This is a genomic window from Gilvimarinus xylanilyticus (assembly GCF_024195295.1).
Lineage (GTDB): Bacteria > Pseudomonadota > Gammaproteobacteria > Pseudomonadales > Cellvibrionaceae > Gilvimarinus > Gilvimarinus xylanilyticus.
In genome coordinates this window covers 675288-697386 of sequence record NZ_JAMFTH010000001.1, presented here as the reverse complement: position 1 = coordinate 697386, position 22099 = coordinate 675288, and the positions used below count along the sequence as shown (strand labels likewise).

Sequence of the window (22099 nt, the reverse complement as noted above, 5' to 3'; positions counted from 1 at the left end):
TAATATGAAATACCCTATTTCCCCGGATTTGGTCGCCGAAAAAAACGATCAGCTGACCCCCGACTTGCAAAAAGACTTTGATGCACTGGGTGAACAACTCGAGCGTCGCGGTTTAAATATTCAAGCGCTAACCGAGCAAGCCGAAGCGTTCGACATCGCCGTACCCTCTTGGGGCACTGGCACCGGTGGTACGCGTTTCGCGCGTTTTCCGGGCGTTGGTGAGCCGCGCAATATTTTTGAAAAAGTCGAAGACTGCGCCGTCATTAACCAAATGTCCGGCTGCACCAGCGAGATTTCGCCACACTTTCCCTGGGATGCCGTCGACGATTTTACTGAATTAAAAGCGCATTCCGATCAGTACGGACTGGGCTGGAGCTCGGTTAACTCCAACACCTTTCAAGATCAGCCGGATCAGGAACGCTCCTACAAATACGGAAGCCTGAGCCACGCCGATGCAGCAGTGCGCGAACAGGCCGTTGCCCACAACTTGCAAGTTATCGAGTGGGGCAAACAACTGGGCTCAAAGGTGCTGACCGTTTGGGTGGGCGATGGCTCGAACCATCCGGGGCAACAACATTTCCAGCGCGCGTTCGAGCGCTATCTCGCCAGCGCCAAAGCCATTTACCAGGGCCTGCCGAACGACTGGGAAATGCACATCGAACACAAAATGTTCGAACCGGCGTTCTACTCTACTGTGATTCAGGATTGGGGCTCGAATATTCTCGCCGCCATGGAAACCGGCGAGCGCTGCAAATCTCTGGTGGATCTGGGGCACCACGCTCCCAACGTGAATATTGAAATGATTGTCTCGCGTTTAATCCAGTTTAAAAAGCTGGGCGGCTTCCATTTTAATGACAGTAAATACGGCGATGACGATCTGGACAGTGGCTCGCTACACCCCTACCAACAGTTTTTAATTTTTAATGAACTGGTGGATGCCGAGCACCGCAAACAGGAAGGCTTTGCTCCCGCCTATATGCTGGATCAGTCGCACAATGTGACCGACCCAATTGAGAGTCTGATTAACTCGGCCACCGAAGTTCAGCGTTCGTTTATTAAAGCGCTACTGGTAGATCGCAACGCGCTGGAAAACTACCAAAACGACAACGACGCTATTATGGCCAGCAACACATTAAAGGCTGCCTTTAATACCGACGTCTCTCCCATTCTTGCCATGGCACGCAAAAACAAAAATGCCGCCATTGACTCACTCGCGACATACCGAGCTTCCGGCTATCGTCAGCAAGCCGCTAAAGCGCGGCCGGATACAGGCGGCAGCCGCTCCGGTATTGTGTAACACCCTCTTTGGTGCCGGCTCTCTCTTCGGCCGGCACTTTTTTCTTTCCTTTTTTACCCAGCGCAACCAAGCCCCATGATTGAGACGCCATCAAACTCATCAAAGCCCAAGCCCCAGGTTGGATTATTTGTCACCTGCCCGGTTGACTTGGTTCGTCCCAGTATCGGCTTTGCGACCGCCACGCTGCTCGAACGAGCCGGCTGTGATGTTCACGTGCCACCGCAAAGCTGCTGTGGTCAGGTGGCCCTCAACAACGGTCAACCGGAGCAAACCCGCGCCCTTGCCTGGAATATCGTGCAGCAGTTTGACGAGTATGACTATGTGGTGATCCCGTCGGGCTCTTGCGGGGGTACCATAAAAACGCATTACCCGGAGTTATTTGACGAACACGACCAACGACTTCAGGCAGTGGAAGCATTCTGCGAAAAAGTCTTTGAGTTAACCACGTTTTTAACCCAAGTGCTGGATTACACACCCGTGCAAGCCGCACTCGATCTGAGCGCGGAAACCGTCACCTATCACGACAGCTGCGCCGGCTTGCGCGAGCTGAATATTAAGCAGCAACCGCGCACCCTGCTCAAGCGCTGCGCCAATCTCGATATAACCGAAATGCAGGACACAGACGTTTGCTGCGGATTCGGCGGCACTTTTTGCGTTAAGTATTCCGATGTTTCCAATCACATGGTGACCAACAAAGTGAACAACATTCGTCGCTCCGGTGCCAGTATGGTACTGGGGGGTGACCTGTCCTGCCTGCTCAATATCGCCGGTAAACTGCAACGTTTGGAGCCAGATAATCCGAACCGGGTACAGGTGCGCCACATTGCGGAAGTGCTGGCCGGTGAGCTAAGCACCCCAGCCATAGGCGAACACTCTCCTGCGCTCGAAAAAGGAGAGTGATATGAGCCAGGTACAGATGCACGAACCTCAACCCGACTTTATCATTCGCTCGCGCGCCTCGCTGGAAGACGAACATCTGCAAGAAGCACTGGAAAAAGCCGGTTCTGGTTTTGTCCACAAGCGCCAAGCGGCGATTGACAGAATCGGTAACTTTGAACAGCTGCGCGACCAAGCGCAGAGGGTACGTGCTCGCGCCCTGAAAAACCTAGATTTATATCTGCTTCACTTTGAAAAAAAAGTGACAGAGGCCGGCGGCCAAGTGCATTGGGCCGAAACGCCGGAACAGATGCGCGAGCTGGTAATCGGTCTGTGCCAAAAGCAAAACGCCAAAACAGCCACCAAAGGCAAGTCTATGGTGGGCGAAGAAGTAGACCTGAATGAGGCCTTAGAGGCGGCTGGGGTGGCCCCCCAAGAGACCGACCTGGGCGAATATGTTCTGCAATTGGCCCACGAGCGCCCCAGCCATATCGTGGCCCCGGCGCTGCACAAAACCAAAGCCCAGGTACAAAGGCTATTTCGCGACAATCACGCGCTGGGCGAACGCGCATTGGACGAGGTCGCCGATATTGTCAACGAAGCCCGCGCGGTGATTCGCGATCGCTTTTTACAGGCGGACGTGGGCATTACCGGGGCCAACATGTTGATTGCCGAAACAGGCACTGCGGCAATTGTTACGAACGAAGGTAACGGCGATCTGACCGCTACACTACCGCGCACCCATATTGTTACTACCTCAATCGATAAAATTGTTCCAACCTGGGAAGATGCCAGCGCGATTTTGCGGGTACTGGGCCGCAGCGCCACGGGCCAGGACATTACCACCTACACCTCATTTTTTACCGGTGCACGCTCTGACCAGGACAAAGACGGGCCCGAGCAGTTTCATATTGTGCTGCTGGACAATCGGCGCTCTGAACTGCTGGGCAGCGAATACGAAAAAATGCTGCACTGCATCCGCTGCGGGGCTTGCATGAACCATTGTCCGGTGTACCAGTCTGTGGGTGGGCACACTTATAACAGTGTATACCCGGGCCCAATGGGCGCCGTACTCACTCCGCTGCTGCGACATGAAGAGCAAGACAATCAACTGCCTAACGCCAGCACCTTTTGCGGCCGCTGTGAATCGGTCTGTCCCGTCCGCATTCCCTTACCCGGGCTGATGCGTAAACTGCGCGACCGCGAGCAGCGCGAGAGAAAACACGCAGGCATGGCTCAATGGGCGGTAAAACTTTTCTGCAAGCTTAGCCGTCACCCGGCGGTTTACAGAAGACTCAATGATTTCAACTTGAGGCTCGTTGCTATCGCTCGCGGTCGCAAGCCCCGTTTTCAATCACTGCCCTTTTTATCTGGTTGGACCAGGCACAGAGATTTTCCCGCACCGGAAAAATCTAGTTTTCAGTCCCAATGGCAGCAACGGCAAAAAGAGAAACAGCCATGACCGACAGTCGCAGCCGCATTATTGATCGTATCGCACGTAGCACCGGGGGAAACTTTAGCACTGACTCTTTGGAGGAAAGCTTTAAAGCACTCACGGTTAAACATACTTTGCCGCCCGTGCAGCCCCAAATGGAAATGGCCGATCCGGTCGCCACTTTTATTTCAGAGGCAGGTCGCAATGGTGCGCGGGTCACAGAGCTTGAATCCATAGCTCAGGTCACACCCTGGTTGCGGGACAACACCGACAACACGTCAACCAGTGCCCGCTTCCATCTTTCACCATCGATTCTCACTCAGTCGCTTGACTGGGACGGTTTAACCACCACAACCGAAACGCCAACAGCGGCGCAAAGCTGGGGCGTGGTTCAGGCTCATACGGGTATCGCCGAGACCGGAACGGTGATGTCGCTCAGCGATGAATGCCCCAGTGGATTGCTGTTTTTAGTTGAACGCCTGGTGATTGTTATCGCACGAGAGGATATCGTCGCCTATCAGGAAGATGCCTGGCAAAGACTGCGAGCCAGAAATATTCTGCCCCGCACGGTCAACTGGATTACGGGGCCTTCGCGCACGGCGGATATTGAGCAGCAAATTCAAATAGGCGCACACGGGCCTCGCGAAGCTGATTACCTTGTGATCGACAAACCCCGCTAATCCGTATTTAAGTGATCCGTTCACTATGATGATCGGGTACATCGGACAAACCTTTGGGAGTTCGCGCTAAAAGCCTGATATCAGCCCCGCGACAGTTAACCCCGAGCAATCATGTAATCGTTTGTATGATTATTAAAGACTGATTTTGCTTGTTAAAAAACGATCAATATGCTAAATTTTGATCAAATTTATGTTCAATGATTGGACTTACCGGAAATAGATTTCCTATGCTCGAAAAACAACGCCACCAGTTGCTTCTGGACATCCTCGACGAACAGCAGTTTGCCAGTGTGAACGACTTGTCCAGCCAGTTAAACGCATCGGAAGCGACTATCCGGCGCGATATCACCAAGCTTGCTAAACAAGATCAACTGCGCAAAATTCGCGGCGGTGCCGAAGTACTCAACAGCTCAGAAAGGCGCTCGCGTCGCCCTCACCTATCGGGCACAGCGTTTTTGGCGGCCAAGGAACAAAGGGCCGACGTGAAGCGTCTACTCGCCAAAGAGGCGGTCAAGTTCTGCGAAGACGGTGAGTTCATTATTATCAATGGTGGCAGTTCTACCTATATGATGAGGGAGTTCCTCGCCGAGCGACATCTGAATGTCCTGACCAATTCTTTCGTGCTCGCGCAAGAGCTGGCGGAAACCAGCGACAACCAAATCACCTTGCCCGGTGGTGAGCTTTACCGGAAACAGGGCATTATTTTAAGTGCTTTCGAAAATGACACTATTCAGTACTACCAAGCCAGTAAAATGTTTATGGGTACTCCCGGCATTGGTAAATTCGGAGTCATGGAATCCGACCCGCTACTGATACAAACTGAACAGAAGCTAAAAAAACAAGCTGACCAGTTAATTGTGCTCGCCGACAGCACCAAGCTCGGTAAGCGCAGTAACTTTATCCTCTGCCCCCTCTCAGAAGTGGATGTACTAATCACCGATAGCGAGGCCGATCCGGAACTGGTTAAATATTTTGAAAGCGAAAATATTCAGGTAATTTTGGTAGACGTTAACCAGCCAAGCTAAAATGCGACGGCTTTGTCGCCTGCCCATTCGCGATCAAGGGACCAGTCCGGCTCAAGAGTACACTGCGTAATGCGTTTTTCCTTTAGCTTAATCTTACTACTAATCTGCGGCGTCACGCCCGCGCAGGCAGCGGAAAATACGTACACTGCAGAAAACACTCTCGCCAAATACAGCGACGACTACCCCTTTATTAGCATCGCCAGCATTAATGCACCGGCTTCAGTCCTGGCCCATAAAGACATTGCTTATGTGAGTGATGGCGAGCGACGCTTACACCTGGATCTATACCGCCCCGCAGAAACCAGTGGCTCCCCTACCCCAGGGGTTATTTTGGTCCACGGCGGCGGCTGGCAGGCGGGCTACCGAACCCACTTGACCCCTATTGCCATAAAACTGGCCGAAGCCGGTATTGCCGCCGCAACCATTAGTTACCGTCTGGCACCCGAGGCCCTCTACCCCGCCGCTATTTACGATACCAAAGCGGCTCTGCGGTGGATGCGAGCAAACGCCGGCCAGTATCACATTAATCCCGAACAACTTGCAGTAGCGGGCAGCTCAGCGGGCGGACAAATTGCAAGCCTGACGGGCGTTACGAATGGTTTGGAAGAATTTGACCCGCAAGCGGCCACCAGCAAAGTGTCTTCAGATGCGCAGCTGATTATTAATATTGATGGGCTTTCGGATTTCACCTCGGAGAAGGCCCGAAAATATGAGGATGCACCGCGCGATAAACCTTCTTCGGCGGTACTGTGGCTGGGCGGGCACTATGCCCAACAAACCGAGCGCTGGCACGAGGCATCACCGATCTATTATGTTAACCAGGCAACCCCGCCAATCTTATTTTTAGCCAGCGGCCGCACCCGGTTTTATGTAGGTCGCGATGAAATGATTCGCCGCCTGAATCAACACGGCATCCCCAGCAAAGTCGTCACTTTTAGCAATACTCCGCACAGCTTCTGGTTATTTGACCCTTGGATGCAACCCGCTGCCTCAGCCATCGCGGCGTTCATTAAAGAGCAGTTTGCTGCGAAAATATAACGCCGAACGCACAATTTCTGCGCACAATGCCGTGCGCAGAGACTTATCTCGGTGCACACAATTTGTTTTTACCCCGCGAACCTCACCTTGCCCACACTGAAAGCCGCTCAAAAATCACCCAACAATTTCGTAAACCGAACAAAACACAATCAAATGCACCAGTTTTCACCCCAAACCCAGTGAGCGCACCAGTAAAATGCCGGTGCTGGCCCAATACTTGCCCTGTTTCGCCGCACACAAAGCAGCAAACAGGAAAGTCATGAGCAACACCAGTGCGGATTTTAAGTTCTTCTCTTTTGGCGACCGCTTTAAGGTACTGCACCTTACCTGGATGGCCTTTTTCGTTTCATTTTTGGTCTGGTTTAATCACGCCCCACTGCTGGTGGTTATTCAAGAACAGCTGGCCCTGAGTGATCAGCAAATTAAAACCCTGCTGATTCTGAACGTCGCACTGACAATTCCAGCGCGAATTATCGTGGGCATGCTGGTAGATAGTTATGGTCCGCGCACTATTTACTCGGTGTTGCTGGCCATTACGGGTGGGCTTTGTCTGTTCTTTTCCCTCGCTCGCAGTTTTGAAGCGCTGGCCTTGGCCCGCTTTTTATTAGGCTTTGCCGGCGCTGGTTTTGTGATTGGCATACGGATGATCAGCGAATGGTTTCCGGCCCGCCAGCTGGGGCTGGCAGAGGGAATGTACAAGGGGCTGGGAAATATTGGCTCCGCGGCTGCTGCGATCAGTCTGCCCGCTCTGGCGCTGTGGTTTGGGGGCGAAAATGGCTGGCGCTACGCCACCGGCGCAACCGGGATACTGGCCTTTGTTTACGCCGCTATTTACTATTTATCGGTGCGCGACACGCCCGCTGGCTCAACCTACTTTAAACCCAACAAGTCAGGCGGCCTGGCGGTCACCAGCAAACGAGATTTTGCTCTCTATCTGCTGACCAACATTCCCATGTTTGCCGCCATGGCACTGCTGGCCTGGAAGGTCGAAGCGCTGCAGCTGATTTCCGCTCAGGTGCTGTACTGTATATACGCAGCACTTGTGGTGCTTTACTTATTGCAGTGCCGCAAGCTATTCGCGATTAATAAAGAAGTTATCGCCACGCCGGTTAACGAACTGTACCAATATAAGTTCAAACAAGTGATGATTTTATCTCTGGCTTACGCCGTTACTTTTGGTGCCGAGCTAGCCGTGGTATCCATGCTGCCCATGTTTTTCCAAAACACATTCGCAGTGCCCGTCGCCCTGGCGGGTGTCTTCGGCGCCTGTTTTGCCGCGGTGGATATGGCATCCTGCCCCTCCGGCGGCTGGATTAGCGATAACTTTGGCCGCAAACGTTCACTAACCATTCTGTTAACTGGTGCGGCCATCGGCTTTTTTATCATGGCCAGTATTGACGACAGCTGGCCTATTGCCCTGGCGGTTGCCGCGATGATGTGCAGCTCTTTCTTTTTAGGCTCGGCGGCCGGCTGTGTTTTTGCCATGGTTCCTTTAATTCGCCGCAGCCTCACCGGACAGATTGCCGGCATTGTGGGTGCTTACGGCAATATCGGAGCGGTCGTGTTTTTAACGGTTTTCTCACTGGTGGATACCAGCACTTTCTTTTTAACCATTGCCATTGGCATAGCTCTGGCCGCTGCGGCGTCCATGTTAATGGACGCCCCTCAGGATACATTGATTGAAGTGATGCCAGATGGCAGCGTGCAGCGCATACCGGTGCATTGATGGGCCGGGTTACGGGTTACGGGTTACGGGTTACGGGTTACGGGTTACGGTTGTAATGATCTCGCAACCCGTCCCGATCGGCTTCACTTGTCAAACAAAAAGTTGCGTAGCAAGTCTTTACCGCCCTCGGTGGCAAACGACTCTGGGTGAAACTGAATACCCTGAATGGGGTAGTCTTTATGGCGAACGCCCATTATCTCCATAGGCGCGCCGCAGGCCACCGCATCGGCAAAGTTTTCAATGCCCACCTCGGCAACCACAGCCGTTAACTCCAGACAATCTGGAAGCGTAAGCGGATCTGCCACCAACGAATGGTAACGCATAATCTCAAGCGCCTGGGGTACATCCTGAAACACTCCCGCGCCATTGTGGTATATAGGGCTGGTTTTACCGTGCACGGGCAAGCCGGCTTTTACCACCTTGCCGCCAAATATATGAGTTATGCCCTGCATCCCTAAGCACACACCCAATAGCGGCGTATATTTTCCCGCCTCAGCGATCACCTCGGCGCAGACGCCAAAGTAAGCTTTGTCCTCCGGTGAGCCGGGCCCGGGCGAGATAATAATCCGATCCGGCGCCAGCGCGTAGACTTGCTCGAGGGTAATGTCATCATTGCGCTTTACCACAATGCTAAAGTCCCCCACCCGACCTTTCGCTTTTTCGGCGGTAAGAATCTCACCCATGTATTGATACAGGTTATAGGTAAAGGAGTCGTAGTTATCGATAATTAAAATTTTCACAGCAATACTCCTCAAACCGGCTTAAAGCGATCCAGTACTTTTTTAGTACCGGCAAACTTGCGTTGAATTTCACGGTACTCGTCGGCGGCGTTAGAGTCGTAGACATTACCCCCACAGGTTTGCACATAGCCATGCTCGCCATTCACAAACAAAGTGCGAATGGGAATGGCAAAGGTGCAGTCGCCGTTAAACGAAAAATGTCCCACCGCACCACCATAGGGCCCCCGCCCTTCCGATTCCAGCTCGTCGATAATTTTCATGGCTTCAATTTTAGGTGCACCGGTTAGCGTACCGGCGGGAAAGTTGCTGGCCAGCGCCGAGAACATATCTTCCGAGTCGGACATAATGCCCACAATTTCGCTGGAAATATGCTGCACATGACTAAAGCGCTTAATATCCATTAAGTTGCGCACCTTAACTGTGCCAAACTGCGCTACCCGGCCAATATCATTGCGGTGCAAATCCACAATCATATTGTGCTCGGCAATCTCTTTAGGGTCGTTAAGCAGAGCGCGGGCGAGTAGCTTATCTTCGTCGTCTGTGTCGCCGCGCTTAGTCGTGCCTGCCAGGGGGTAGGTTTCCATCTCGCCCTGGCGCAGCCTAAAGAGCAACTCGGGGCTGGCGCCAATGACTTTTTCCTCGGCAAACTTGATGTAGTACATCTGCGGCGAGGGGTTTACTTCACGCATGGATTCGTAAACACGAATCGTATCGCCCGAGACTTTAAACAGTGTTTTAAAGCCCACTTCGCATTGAAACACCTTGCCCTCAATAATGTCCTGCTTAACTTTTTCTACTGCTGCCTCGTGGGCTTCGCGCCCCATGGTGTCGCCCTGAGGGGTAATACTCAGCTCGCCATCACCGGCGTAGTCGGCGTGCAACAATTCGTTGACCAGCTCTTCACGATTCTCGTCGTAGTAGAAGTAAAAAACTTCATTGGTCATTTTGTCGAGAATTAAACCGTCTTTGTAGAGCCCGAACTTAAACGCGTCGAAGTATTCACTGGACTGGATATTCATGCTGGGCTCGAAGTAATTCATACAGTCGTAGCCAATATAGCCGGTTAAACCGCCGGCGTAGCCCCGGGAAATAATGTCCTGAGGCACCAGATCCCGCAGCAGGTAATAGGGATTATCACTGGGGTAGTGTTGGGCTGTTCCATCGCGCTCGGTCACGGTTAGCGCGCAATCGCGGGCCGAGTAAATTTGCGCGGGATCAAACCCGATGAGCGAATAGCGCGAGATGTGACTTTCTTCTCCCAGAGACTCCAGAAAGAAACAATGGGAAAAGCGCTTTTCAATTTTCTTAAACAATTGAAAAAAGTCACACTCGGTGGCCAAAGTCACATAGGTTGGCTTTCGAGGGATGGAAATTTTAGCGGGCTGAGTCATAACAAGGCCTTTAAAAAGTTACTCAACATCATCGAACTTACCCGCCTGCAAGGCGCGTGAGCCTCGGGTGACGGTGGCAATACCGACCCCCAACCGCTTGGCCACTTCGCGCTGCGATACCCCGGATTTCAACAACCGGGTAATCTGCAAACGCTGAGTAATAGCGTGCAATTCGGCAGGCGTAAGCAAGCCCTCCAGCATCCGACCCAGGTCGGCGGGAGAGTCTGCCCGATGCAAATACGCGATCAAGTCGAGAAAATGCTGCTTTTCTGTATTCATGTACTAGTACATTAACAGTCGATGCCCCGAAACGCAAGTGGCAGGTCACAGATGCATCCGCAACCCGCCAATGGCACAATACGCACCCCACGTCACATGCCCCCATATTGCGAGCCAAATTTATGCGACCGGTCATACTGCACTACCACCTGTTTAAAAACGCGGGGACATCGATCGATGCCAACCTAAAGGCATCCTTTGGCGATGGCTGGGAAAATTACGACCATCCGCAAGGCCATACCATCAGCGCCGAGGCTATCCGGGACAAATTTGAACAAACCCCCTCCCTGATCGCGCTGTCTTCGCACGATGCCGCCCCGCCGCTACCGCAGGGAAACTTCAAACTGTTTCCCATTGTGGTTTTACGCCATCCGATTGTGCGCGCACACTCGGCCTACGCCTTTGAATGCGGCAAGCAATTGGGTTTAGAGCAGCCGGAGATTTCTTTTGCCGAGTATGTCCGCGAGCGCCTTAACGACTTGGACGGCGGCGTCATCACTAACTTTCAATGCTGCCGCCTGGCCAACCAATCACCTCAGGGCCCGGACACTGGCCCTGCCAAGCCCGCCCCCACCACCGTGCAGCAGGCCCAGGCCTTTATCGCCTCGCTGGAAACCTTTGGCCTGGTCGAAGCCTTTGACACTACCATCGCACGCCTGCAGCGCTACCTTGAGCCTCACTTTCCCGGGCTTGAATGGCGCAATCAGTGGCAAAATGCCACCAACCACACACCGTCCCCCATTCCACAGCGGGTGAGTGAAATTGAGCGCGAACTGGGCAGCGAACTTTTCTTACGTTTATGCCAGCGAAATCAACTCGACCTCGATCTCTACGCTTTTGCCGCGCAACGCTTCTACCACACCGCCTGATAACCACCAAAATCGGCCTGACCATTTTGTCATACAATTAGCCTTACTATTTCTCTAACAGGTCTCCACCCCTCGCACCCAAAATCTCCGTAAAATCCTACCAAAAGCGGCTTTTGGGCGGAAAAAGCACCTTAAATTATTTTTGACCATAACCCGAGAATGACAGCGGTGTCATATCTGACTGACCAAAAATATTTAGTTTTCTGGCAAAAAAACGCCATATGTATTACCAGTTATCATTGCGTGGTCAGTCCAATTGAGGTTAAATAGTGTCATCAACAACAGGAGCTAAACCATGGCAAATGCATTTTACGGGCAGTCGGGAGGCGCGGCTGCAGTACTCAATGCCACCGCCTCGGCGGTGCTGACGACCGCTCGCGAATACCCCGGCGTCATCGACAAGGTGTTTGTCGGTCGCAACGGCATTCTGGGTGCTTTGCATGAAAACCTGATAGACATCACCCAGGAGTCTGCCGATACCCTCGACGGTCTGTTGTACACCCCAGGGGCCGCCTTTGGTTCTTGCCGCCACAAACTGCAAAACCCCACCGTGGAGCACGATGAATATCAACGTCTGATTGATGTGTTCCGCGCGCACGATATTCGCTACTTCTTTTACAACGGCGGGGGCGATTCTCAGGACACCACCCGCAAAATCGCCCATGCGGCCGAGCTGGTGGGCTACGATTTGACGTGCATCGGGATTCCCAAAACCATCGATAATAATTTGCCCGCGACCGATTGTTGCCCGGGGTTTGGCTCGGCGGCAAAGTACGTTGCCGTATCCACACTCGAGGCATCATTTGACGTTGCCTCCATGCACCAAACGTCTACAAAAGTTTTCGTGATGGAAGTGATGGGACGTCAAAACGGCTGGATCGCCGCGGCCTCGGCTTTAGCCTGTGACGAGCGGGAACTGGGCCCGGATATAGTGCTGGTGCCCGAAATTGCCTTCGATAAGCAAAAGTTTTTAGAGCGCGTAAAACAAGTCGTGGCCAAAAAAGGCTTTTGTATTGTAGTCACCGCCGAAGGTATTCGCGATACCGAGGGACGCTACCTCTCATACATTGATACCGAAGACGCGTTCGGCCACGGCCAGCTCGGCGGTGTTGCTCCGCACCTCGTCGATGAAATCAAACAGGCTTTTAATTACAAATGTCACTGGAGCGTTTGCGATTACCTGCAGCGCGCCGCACGTCATATTGCCTCGCAAACGGATGTAGACCAAGCCTACGCGGTGGGCAAAGCGGCGGTGGAGTACGCGGTTAAAGGGCTGCAATCGGTGATGCCCGCCATTGTGCGCGAGCAGTCTGTGCCCTACCAATGGCATGTTGAGCCGGTGCATATTTCTCAGGTCGTGGGTGGCGAAAAGAGTATGCCACGACACTTTATGAGTAAAGACGGATTCACTCTCACCCAGGCGGGGCGCGATTACTTTGCCCCCCTGATTGCCGGGGAAGCCTACCCGCCCTACAGCGGCGGACTACCCGATTACAAAAAATGCCGCCACCGTTTGGTCGAGCGCAAGCTGCCCGAATACTTTGGCGGTAACACGACACAAGCTGTGACTGAGCCAGCTTAAGGCTATTAACCTGGCAATTAAGATGCTCGTCCTGAGCCTCTTAATTGTCGCCCTGTAAAATCGGCGGAATTTGCGAAATCCTTTGATTTTACAGGGCTCGCGCTCGCCTTCGGCGGCGTCGGCGCTTCCTGCGCCGTTATTAACCCGACAATACATGGTTGCCGGGTTAATAGCAGTTAAAAAATAGAGTCTGATCAAGACCGACGGGCTGCGGGATGCGGCCGAGCAGAGACCACACACTTTTACCCAGGCAGCCATGGCCGGGAAAACCGAACTCACGAGAGTGAGCTCGAACAATGACACTTACGCGACACATGCACGCACAGGACATAACAGCAATGACTGACATACAAACCCTACTAGGTTCAGACGCCGAATACCTGTTAGGTCACCAATGTAAAGGCCTTACCACTGAGCATTTACACCTGCCCAGCCCCACCTATGTGGACGACGTGCTGAGCTTGACCGACCGCCCCAATCCCGTACTGCGCAACTACCAGCAGCTGCTGGATCACGGCCGCATGGGAGGCAGCGGCTACCTCTCTATTCTGCCCGTCGATCAGGGTATTGAACATTCCGCCGGTGCCAGCTTTGCCCCTAACCCCATGTATTTTGATCCGGAGAATATTGTCCGCCTCGCCATCGAGGGCGGCTGTAACGGGGTGGCTTCTACCCTGGGTGTGCTGGGCGCGGTATCGCGTCGCTATGCCCACAAAATTCCGTTCATCGTTAAGATCAATCACAACGATGCCCTGGTGCACCCCACCGACTATGACCAGCGTATGTTTGCCAATGTTCGGCAGGCCTATGACATGGGAGCGGTGGGCATTGGCGCGACCATTTATTTTGGCTCGGGCACCTCGCGCCGCCAGCTGGAAGAAATTTCCGAGGCTTTTGCCGAAGCCCACCGCTTAGGCATGGTGACCATACTGTGGTGCTATTTGCGCAACAGCGCCTTTAAAACCGAAGACAAGGACCACCACATTTCAGCGGACCTATCTGGTCAGGCCAACTATTTGGGCGTAACCATCGAAGCCGACATCATTAAGCAGAAAATGCCCGAAACCAATGGCGGCTTTAACGATGTCCCCGTGGGTAAAACCCACCCCAAAGTGTACAGCGAACTGTCCAGCGATCACCCAATTTGCCTAACCCGCTACCAGGTTGCGAACTGCTATATGGGGCGCATCGGCCTGATCAACTCAGGGGGCGCTTCGGGGGAAAATGACCTGACTCAAGCGGTGCGCACCGCCGTTATTAACAAACGCGCCGGCGGCATGGGCCTGATCAGCGGCCGCAAAGCGTTCCAAAAACCATTCGCCGAAGGTGTAGCCCTGCTCCACGCCACCCAGGACGTCTACCTGGACAAGAGCATCACCCTCGCATAAATCACTGCGCTCCGGCCCCCTACCCCTCTGTTTACCGGGTGTCGGAGCGCAGCTTCACCGCTTTCAGATAAAGCGCACGGTGACTGCCAGTCACCTGACTGACCAAATAACACAATGGTATAACCAAACATTGAACTTTGCGCCAAAATGTGCAACCATCAAACTAAATTGGTATTACCAAACAATTAGATCACTAATAACGTATAAAAATGGAGAACGATCATGCCGAAGTACCGTTTGCTCCCCTTTGTGATTGCCATGGCCTCGGCGGGCCAGCTGCACGCGCAGCAAGACGCTGAGACTGGCGACCAGGCGCCCGAGGCGCTGGAGGAAATTGTTGTTCAGGGGGTCCGCCAGGCGGAACTGAATGCCCTTGAACGCGAACGCAACAAAGACACCTTTAGTTCCATTATCGCCACCGATGACATGGGCAACTTTGCCGATCAGAACGTGGCCGAATCCCTGCAACGTCTTCCCGGTGTCACCCTGCAAAAAAGCGAGGGTGAAGGTAAATATGTCAACGTGCGCGGCCTGGGTCCGGGCTTTGTATCGGTTAGTATGAACGGTAATGAACTGGCCTCGGCCGGTGCGGATGATCGTTCGGTGGCTCTGGACGCACTGCCCGCCGACATGCTGAGCTCGATCGAGGTAATCAAATCACTGACCCCCGACATGGATCTTAACTCCATCGGCGGTACCGTTAATGTAAACACGATTTCGGCCTTTGATCGCAAAGCCGACAGCGTGAAGATGAAGGTACAGTCCAACTACCAGTCCTATAAGGGCGAGTTTAACCCCAAGATTTCTCTAAACGGCACTCACCTTTTTGCCGATGACACCATTGGCGTCGGCTACTCACTGTCCTACGAAGACCGCTCTTCGGTGGTCTACCAGGTTCAACACCACTCAGACTCGCTGCCCCGTTACATCACACCGGATGTCGACACTCTGGCTGAACCTTACGAGGGTGAGCCCAACTTAATTCCTTTCCGCTACGAAGCGCGTCAGGAAGATGCCGAAAGAACACGCACCTCAGGCTCGCTGGATTTAGGCTGGCGCCCCACCGAAAACTCGGAATACTTTGCCAAATTCAGCTACACCGAGTATCAGGATTTGGACGTGGCCATGCGCGAATACTACCGCTTCGGTCAAGCCGGCTCCGGGGACATTGTCTACACCGATAACCAATCCGGCCTGTTTGGTTTAGTGGACACCGATCTGCAACAGCAATTTTTTATTCAAGACGGCACCAGTGAAACCACCGCCTTCTCCCTGGGCGGTAAAAATCACTTTGGCGAAGAGTGGACCGTTGAGTACGACTATGCCCACTCCGAAGGCGACTGGACTAAGCCCGATGGCCGCCGGGTTCAATTCCGCGCCCGCGACTTAGCCATGCTGGGCGTTGCAGGCCCTGGCTACATTAAAGGCCAGGTCGTAGACCCTGACGTATTGGAAGCCATGAGCGGCTCGTCTACCCTGCCCCAGTCCGGTGGTTACGGCGGCCTTAACGGCTACCAAGAGGGTGAACGGCGCCAGAATAACCTGCTGTACGATAACATCTTTATCGAGGACAGCTTCCGCAACGATACCTTGGATCAGGTTAACATCGATTTTACCCGCGAGTTCGCGGACAGTGATTTCTTAAATTACATCAAGTTTGGTGCGACAGCCAAAGAGCGTCAGCGCGATCGCAATAAAGACCGCTGGAGCGTTGTACCGGGCGACTACACCAACGGCTGTGAAGGCGATGAAGAGTGTTTGCAGCTGGCGGGCGCGCGTCTGGGCGACTTTGCCACCTTTACTCCCGACCATCCCGACATTCAGCACGACTTTATTACCTACGATGAAGCCGAGCGTTTGCTGGACATCACCACCCCGATTGCCAAGTACACTGACCCCCTGCGCACTGGGCAGGACAGTGTAAAAGACGATTACACGCTCACCGAAGACACGGCCGCTGCCTACTTAATGGCCGAGTTCCAACTGAGCGAAAAGTCCAGCTTAATTGCCGGGGTACGCTGGGCGGAAACCGAGTTCGCCTCCACCGGTAATTTGTCGATTCGCAACGATCGCTTTGAAGTGGCCAACGAAGCGGCAGTGCTGGATATTGCCGTACCCATGGAAGGTGCCAGCAGCTCTTACGATGACTTCTTCCCAAGCTTGCACTACCGCTACGAGCCGCGCGAGGATATTCTGGTACGCGCCGCGCTGTGGACCAGCTTTACCCGCCCCTCGTTCAGCGAAGCGCGCGCCTATGCCGATTTTTCGGGCCGCATTGAAGTGTGTAACGACATCCCCGACAGCGCTAACTATGGTGAATGTAGTGACCGCCCCACTGACATTGGCGCTCAGTCACTGGATGATCTGTCAGCCGACACGCAAAACTTTTACGTCAGCCCCGACAATGTCATTAACTTGGGTAATCCCACGTTAACCGCCATGACATCGGTTAACTTTGACACCTCTATTTCCTGGTACGCCAGCGAAGATCTGTACTTGCAGGCCGCCGCTTTCTACAAAGACATTTCCGACTTTATTGTCGATGTCAGCGGTGTCTCCCTGTCGTTTGAAGATATGCCGGTAACCATTCCGGTGAATCAAATCAGCGAGTTCTACTTCCCGCCCAACCAGGTTTATAACGACGTCAACCTGACCACCAACGGCGAGCAAGCCAAGGTATATGGTATCGAGCTGTCTTACTCGCAGTACTTCGACACAGGTCTATTTGTACAAAGCAACATGACTCTAATCGACAGTACCGCCGATGTGGGCGAAACCATTCGGGTAGAGGAAATTCAGCTGCCCAACCAGGCAGACACCACCGTCAACCTGACCCTGGGCTGGGAGAACGACGACATTTCCCTGCGCTTAATCGGTAACTACCGCAGCAAGGTGCTCGAGCGCATCGGTTCTTGCTCGCAGGCCGACATTGACGCCGACGCCGCCAGCGGCATTCCCGAAAACTGTGCCGACTGGTCCGATGTTTACGATGACGACACCTTGGGTATCGACTTTAAAGCGACCTATCAGTTTAACGACGATATTCAGTTTTACTTCGATGCCATTAACCTGTCCGAGGATAAAAGCTTTAAGTACTTCACCGGCAACGAGTACTCGCGCGGCAACGTATTGTTCGAATCGGAAGATTTCGGCACCTCGTACCAAGTGGGTGTAAACGTTCAGTTTATGTAAGCCAATTTTTACCAAAACCGGGCGCATATGCGCCCCACATAGAATCTAAAATAACGAAGGTAGGTCTTTATGAACACTAAGCTAAAGCTTTTAAGCTCACTGATCATAGCAAGCAGCGTTCTCGCCGGTTGCGGAAGCGAACCTGACTCGAGCGCCCCCGACATTATTATTGATATTGATGTACCGGATAGCGGCGGCGGTGACGGCGGCGGTGATGGTGGTGGCGACGATTTGCCCGAAATCACCAACACCGACCTGCCCATCATTGAAGATTTTGGCGCAAGCGACACCCAGGGCTTTTTTACCGCTGACTACAAAGCCCTGGCCAGCGATGCCGAAGACGGCGAAGACAACTTCTACTTCTCTATGGCGGGTGTCTTTATGGAAGACGGCAGTGTAGACACCGAAGGCAGCAACTGGATCACCGCCGATCCGGACCAAAAAATGCGCTTGGGCGATGCCCGCTTCACCTTGGCACAAACCGTATCGCCGCTAGCCGGTGATGTCGAAGTTCCGCGTAAAGATACCACCCCGGGTGAAGGTATTGATGAAGGTCTAAGCTGGGGTGAGCTGGACCTGACTCGCGACTACAAAATCTCTTTTTGTGTAGTAGCTCGCCCCGATACCGCAAGCTCCAGTGACTTCCAAATTTACGTTGACAACAACACTACTGGCGAAGCCAATTCCATTCACGGCGGCGGTAACGTCGGTTCGCGTATCTTTAATGTACCGGTAAATACTCTGGTGCCCGGCGAGCGTGTAGAGATTAATATTCCCGGCAATACCACGCTACAAGAAGGCGGTGAGTTGGTCGGTTCTAAGCCAGAACTGATTGGTACCGAAAACTCGTTTATCGCTATGCGTGTCTCCAGCGGTGGCTGGACTGTGTTTGATGACTTAGTCATCGAGTATCAAGACGATGTGGGTAACAACCCCCAGCCAGATTGCTCGACCAAAGACTCGAATTACAAACTGGTTAACCCCGCGACCGGCGGCGATGATAACAACGCCCCTGAACCCGAAATTGAAGGTATTCCCTTCGGCGGCCTGCCATTTACCGTAGATCTGTCCAGCGATGCCGACACCCTGTTCGGGGAAAATGACGAGGCTGAGTTCCTGTCCATTTCTACCGACCGCGCCGATCCGTTCTACAAGGTCACCAGCGGTAGCAGCCGTATCACCGTTGAAAACGGTGCACTGAGCTTAAACAACGCCCGCTTTACCATTGGTGATAAAGGCACACCATCGGCTGAAGGTGTTGAACCCTCAGGTGATATGGACTTCTCGGTTCCCTACCGCATTCGCATGACGGTAACGGACTTTACCAGTGCCGATCCAGCCGATCCCGGTAAATTCCAAGTGTACATTGATAACAACACCACCAGCTCTGGTAACTCAATTCACGGCGGCGACTCTAAATTCTCTGAGCTGACCCCCGACGAGATTACATTGCCCTATGAGCTGGAACTGGAACCCGAGTTTGGCACCGCCAACTCGTTTATTCAGATTCGTGCCGACAGCCGCGTGGGCAACCTGACCCTGGAAAACATCACCTTCGAATACCTCGACGGTGCACCAGGTTCTGACGCCGAATGGACTCCCAGCACCTTGAACATGGCCGGCGAATCCGACATTGCTCCCTCCGGCGAGCTGACCGAGAACGAAGCCTTCTCGGCCACCCTAACCGCTACCGGCGGCAATATGTCATCGTCAAACCACAATCTGTTCTTTGCCCACCAGATGGTCGAGATGAGTGACTTTATGTTTACCGCTCAGATCACCAACGTGGAAGGCGCCGATGTTGCAGCGGGTAACGCCTACCGCTTTGGCATTATGATTATGGAAAACCTGGACCCGGTTGCGGACTTTGCCGACCTACCAGGCTGGGCCGATGCCGGCTTCTATGTGGACGGTGACCCCGCCGAGCTGATCGGTTCGCGCGCGCAGATGAAGCCCAGCGGCAGTCGCTCGCGCTCGAATATTGACGAGCTGGAAGTAGGCGATTACGTTCGCATCGAAATTTACGATGACGGCGACGATAAGCGTGTGAAACGCTACTACTCCAAAGACGGTATTGACTTTATTCAAGCTAACAGCACCAGCGACTTCGCAGCCACTCCGGACAGCGATACCTGGTACGTGGGGCTCTATGCGGCTCCGGGCGAAAATAACGTGACTGTCGAGTTTGACAATATCAGTATTGAAGAGATTGTTGAGTAATAACCCGGGCGCGGCTTAACCGCCGCGCCCCATTTCTCAACGTAAGATGTACTCACTTTTAAAGAGATATTCCATGAAAGCAGTCTCATACTCCAGTGCCTTGGCACTGAGCGCTTTTCTGGCAGCCTGCGGCGGCTCGGGTGACCCGACCACCGGCAGCGACCCAACCTACCCAGACAGTAGCTCATCGAGCAGCTCCTCAAACAGCACTGCAAGTTCAAGCTCCTCGACCCAGAGCTCATCCAGCTCGGTCGCCAATCACTGTGAACAAATGAACACCGTGGTCGGCTTTGCCAGTCTGGGTGAAGGCACCACCGGTGGCGCCGGCGGCACCTCAGTAACCGTGACAAACGGTGCCGAGTTGGTTCAGGCGCTATCGGCAAAAGGCGCCGACCCGCTCACTATCTGGGTGGACGGCACCGTCAACCCCGACAACTCGGGCGTGGATAAAATTGATGTCAAGAACGTGTCAGATGTCTCCATTATCGGCGTGCTCGACAATGCGCTTTTCGATGGTATTGGCATTAAGGTCACCGACGCCAGCAACATTATTATTCGCAACCTGACCATTCGCTATGTGGACACCGGCGAAAAAGACGGCATTAGCCTGGAAGGTCCGGCGAATAATATCTGGGTTGACCACAACGAAATCTACAACACCCTAGATTCCGACAAAGACTACTACGATGAGCTGGTCAGCGGTAAACGCGATGTGGACAACGTCACCATTTCGTACAACTACCTGCACGATAGCTGGAAAACCTCGCTATGGGGCAGCAGCGATACCGACAGTGCTCACCGGCGCATTACTTTTTACGCCAACTACTGGGAAAACGCCAGCTCGCGTATGCCACTGTTCCGGTTTGGCGAGAGCCACATTCTTAACAACTACTACAAAGATGTCTCTTCCACAGCGGTTAACTCCCGCATGGGTGCCAACATCCGGGTAGAGGGAACGGTATTTGAAAATGTGAAAAACCCCATTGTCAGCTTCTACTCTGAGGACGTGGGCTACTGGGATTTAGCCGATAACATCTACACCAATATCAGCTGGAGCAATCCCAGTGGTGGCGATATTATCGCGGGCCCCGGCACCGACCTGGATTCCACAGTGAGCTATACCCCTGAGTATGAATACTCGGCCATGCCCGCCAGCGACGTCGTTGAGCATGTAACCACTTACGCCGGTAGCGGAAAAATTAACGATTGTTTGTAATGCCCTGATCTTCTCTCCTCTTGTTTCTATGGGCTGAAACACTTCGGCGGGCATTGCCCGCCGCTTTTTTGCAAGCTCTACATTCGCTCTTGTAAAAATCTTCACTCAGTTGGCTCGACTGCTTTTTACAAAACCCCAACAGAAAACCTAAACCCTTGATTTAAAACAACTTAATAAACCTGGCACAGTCATCGCTACAAACCTATCAAGATTGACGCAAACGCCCAGAGGCTTTTGCAAACGAATGAGCGAGGAAGAGCACAATGTCTGCCGTACACATCAATGAACATTTGCAAGTGACGGATATGACATGCTCAGCTTGCGGTGATCCGAACCCTCGTTGGGCCGCCCCCCGGCCCCTTTTTATACCCTTCGATTGAAGCCTACCGGGCTTCATCACCCTCCCCCCTTGGGCCGCTTTTGCGGCCCTTTTTTTTGTTTATGAAAAAACTGGCGGAAAACCCCGAGGTATATGACGCCCTTCGATAGACAACCCCTGTGGCAGCTGCTAATTTACGCCGCATCCACAATTGCCCTTTCATCAAGGAGTTTTTGGCAATGAAACACTCTCTTTTCTCTCTTATTTTTATCGCTTCGGCCGTATCAACCGCAGGCGTCGCCCACGCAGGCGCTGAAAGCGGCCTTTATATTGGCGGCTCCATGGGTAATGCCGAACTGAGCTTTGAAGACGATGATGTCGCCGAAATCGGACGTATTGATTTTGACGACGACGATACGGGCTACAAATTATTTGCCGGCTACAACTTCGGCTTGGTGCCCATGCTAGATTTGGCGGTCGAAGGTGGCTACGTTGATTTTGGCTCGCAAAACGATCTGGACACTAAAATCGACGTGACCGGTTGGCATGCATCGGGTTTAGTGGGCTTTAACCTTGGCCCCGTGGGCTTATTTGGCAAAGCGGGTTTTATTGACTGGAACAGCGAGATTGAACATGTGTCGCTCGACAGCGATGACTCGGGCACTGACCCCTTGTACGGCTTAGGCGCAAAATTTCACTTAGGCTCCATTGGAATCCGCGCCGAGTATGAAATTTTTGAAGCCGATCGCGCCGATATCGACTTTTACTCACTGGGCGCATCGATTACCTTTTAAACCAAAACATTTACACATAAAAAAGCGCGGGG

17 protein-coding genes are annotated in these 22099 nt (G+C 53.1%); 14 read left to right on the top strand and 3 right to left on the bottom strand.

What is annotated here, in order from left to right; all coding sequences use genetic code 11:
* Positions 1 to 4 precede the first annotated feature (4 nt).
* From rhaI to M6D89_RS02955, 7 genes are all read left to right on the top strand, one after another.
* Positions 5 to 1297, top strand: a complete 1293-nt coding sequence (gene rhaI, locus M6D89_RS02985; protein ID WP_253966546.1) for an L-rhamnose catabolism isomerase — start codon at positions 5 to 7, stop codon at positions 1295 to 1297.
* A gap of 75 nt (positions 1298 to 1372) precedes the next feature.
* Positions 1373 to 2197 (top strand): (Fe-S)-binding protein, encoded by an 825-nt coding sequence (locus tag M6D89_RS02980; protein ID WP_253966545.1) that lies wholly within the window; start codon positions 1373 to 1375, stop codon positions 2195 to 2197.
* Between the two features lies 1 nt (position 2198).
* Complete coding sequence (locus tag M6D89_RS02975) at positions 2199 to 3635, top strand: LutB/LldF family L-lactate oxidation iron-sulfur protein (protein ID WP_253966544.1); 1437 nt, start codon at positions 2199 to 2201, stop codon at positions 3633 to 3635.
* Positions 3632 to 4288, top strand: a complete 657-nt coding sequence (locus M6D89_RS02970) for a LutC/YkgG family protein (RefSeq protein ID WP_253966543.1) — start codon at positions 3632 to 3634, stop codon at positions 4286 to 4288. The genes M6D89_RS02975 and M6D89_RS02970 overlap by 4 nt, the downstream gene beginning before the upstream one ends.
* A gap of 227 nt (positions 4289 to 4515) precedes the next feature.
* Positions 4516 to 5313, top strand: a complete 798-nt coding sequence (locus M6D89_RS02965; protein ID WP_253966542.1) for a DeoR/GlpR family DNA-binding transcription regulator — start codon at positions 4516 to 4518, stop codon at positions 5311 to 5313.
* Between the two features lie 69 nt (positions 5314 to 5382).
* Positions 5383 to 6351, top strand: a complete 969-nt coding sequence (locus tag M6D89_RS02960) for an alpha/beta hydrolase (RefSeq protein WP_253966541.1) — start codon at positions 5383 to 5385, stop codon at positions 6349 to 6351.
* Positions 6352 to 6610: 259 nt separating this feature from the next.
* Positions 6611 to 8077, top strand: a complete 1467-nt coding sequence (locus tag M6D89_RS02955) for an MFS transporter (RefSeq protein WP_253966540.1) — start codon at positions 6611 to 6613, stop codon at positions 8075 to 8077.
* An 83-nt stretch (positions 8078 to 8160) separates the two neighbouring features.
* Here the strand turns inward: M6D89_RS02955 and M6D89_RS02950 are convergent, their stop codons facing one another.
* The 3 genes from M6D89_RS02950 to M6D89_RS02940 are packed head-to-tail and all read right to left on the bottom strand — an operon-like array spanning position 8161 to position 10487.
* On the bottom strand, positions 8161 to 8817 hold the full coding sequence (locus tag M6D89_RS02950; protein ID WP_336297531.1) for an anthranilate synthase component II: 657 nt from the start codon (positions 8815 to 8817) through the stop codon (positions 8161 to 8163).
* Between the two features lie 11 nt (positions 8818 to 8828).
* Entirely contained in the window at positions 8829 to 10208 is a 1380-nt protein-coding gene (locus M6D89_RS02945; RefSeq protein WP_253966539.1) for an anthranilate synthase component I family protein, read from the bottom strand.
* 18 nt (positions 10209 to 10226) lie between these two features.
* Entirely contained in the window at positions 10227 to 10487 is a 261-nt protein-coding gene (locus M6D89_RS02940; RefSeq protein ID WP_253966538.1) for a Trp family transcriptional regulator, read from the bottom strand.
* Between the two features lie 122 nt (positions 10488 to 10609).
* On the opposite strand from M6D89_RS02940, the gene M6D89_RS02935 reads away from it, so the two are divergent.
* From M6D89_RS02935 to M6D89_RS02905, 7 genes are all read left to right on the top strand, one after another.
* A complete protein-coding gene (locus M6D89_RS02935; protein WP_253966537.1) occupies positions 10610 to 11356 on the top strand; it encodes a sulfotransferase family protein in 747 nt (248 codons plus the stop codon).
* Between the two features lie 295 nt (positions 11357 to 11651).
* Entirely contained in the window at positions 11652 to 12938 is a 1287-nt protein-coding gene (locus M6D89_RS02930; protein ID WP_253966536.1) for a 6-phosphofructokinase, read from the top strand.
* A 338-nt stretch (positions 12939 to 13276) separates the two neighbouring features.
* On the top strand, positions 13277 to 14326 hold the full coding sequence (locus M6D89_RS02925; protein ID WP_253966535.1) for a class I fructose-bisphosphate aldolase: 1050 nt from the start codon (positions 13277 to 13279) through the stop codon (positions 14324 to 14326).
* 222 nt (positions 14327 to 14548) lie between these two features.
* The gene (locus tag M6D89_RS02920; protein ID WP_253966534.1) at positions 14549 to 17518 is read left to right on the top strand and encodes a TonB-dependent receptor; all 2970 of its coding nucleotides are present in this window, start codon (positions 14549 to 14551) and stop codon (positions 17516 to 17518) included.
* A gap of 69 nt (positions 17519 to 17587) precedes the next feature.
* Complete coding sequence (locus M6D89_RS02915; RefSeq protein ID WP_253966533.1) at positions 17588 to 19738, top strand: DUF1349 domain-containing protein; 2151 nt, start codon at positions 17588 to 17590, stop codon at positions 19736 to 19738.
* 73 nt (positions 19739 to 19811) lie between these two features.
* Positions 19812 to 20954 carry a pectate lyase family protein gene (locus M6D89_RS02910; RefSeq protein ID WP_253966532.1) on the top strand — a complete coding sequence of 381 codons (1143 nt, stop codon included), beginning with the start codon at positions 19812 to 19814 and terminating at the stop codon, positions 20952 to 20954.
* 558 nt (positions 20955 to 21512) lie between these two features.
* Positions 21513 to 22067 (top strand): outer membrane beta-barrel protein, encoded by a 555-nt coding sequence (locus tag M6D89_RS02905; RefSeq protein ID WP_253966531.1) that lies wholly within the window; start codon positions 21513 to 21515, stop codon positions 22065 to 22067.
* Positions 22068 to 22099: the final 32 nt, after the last annotated feature.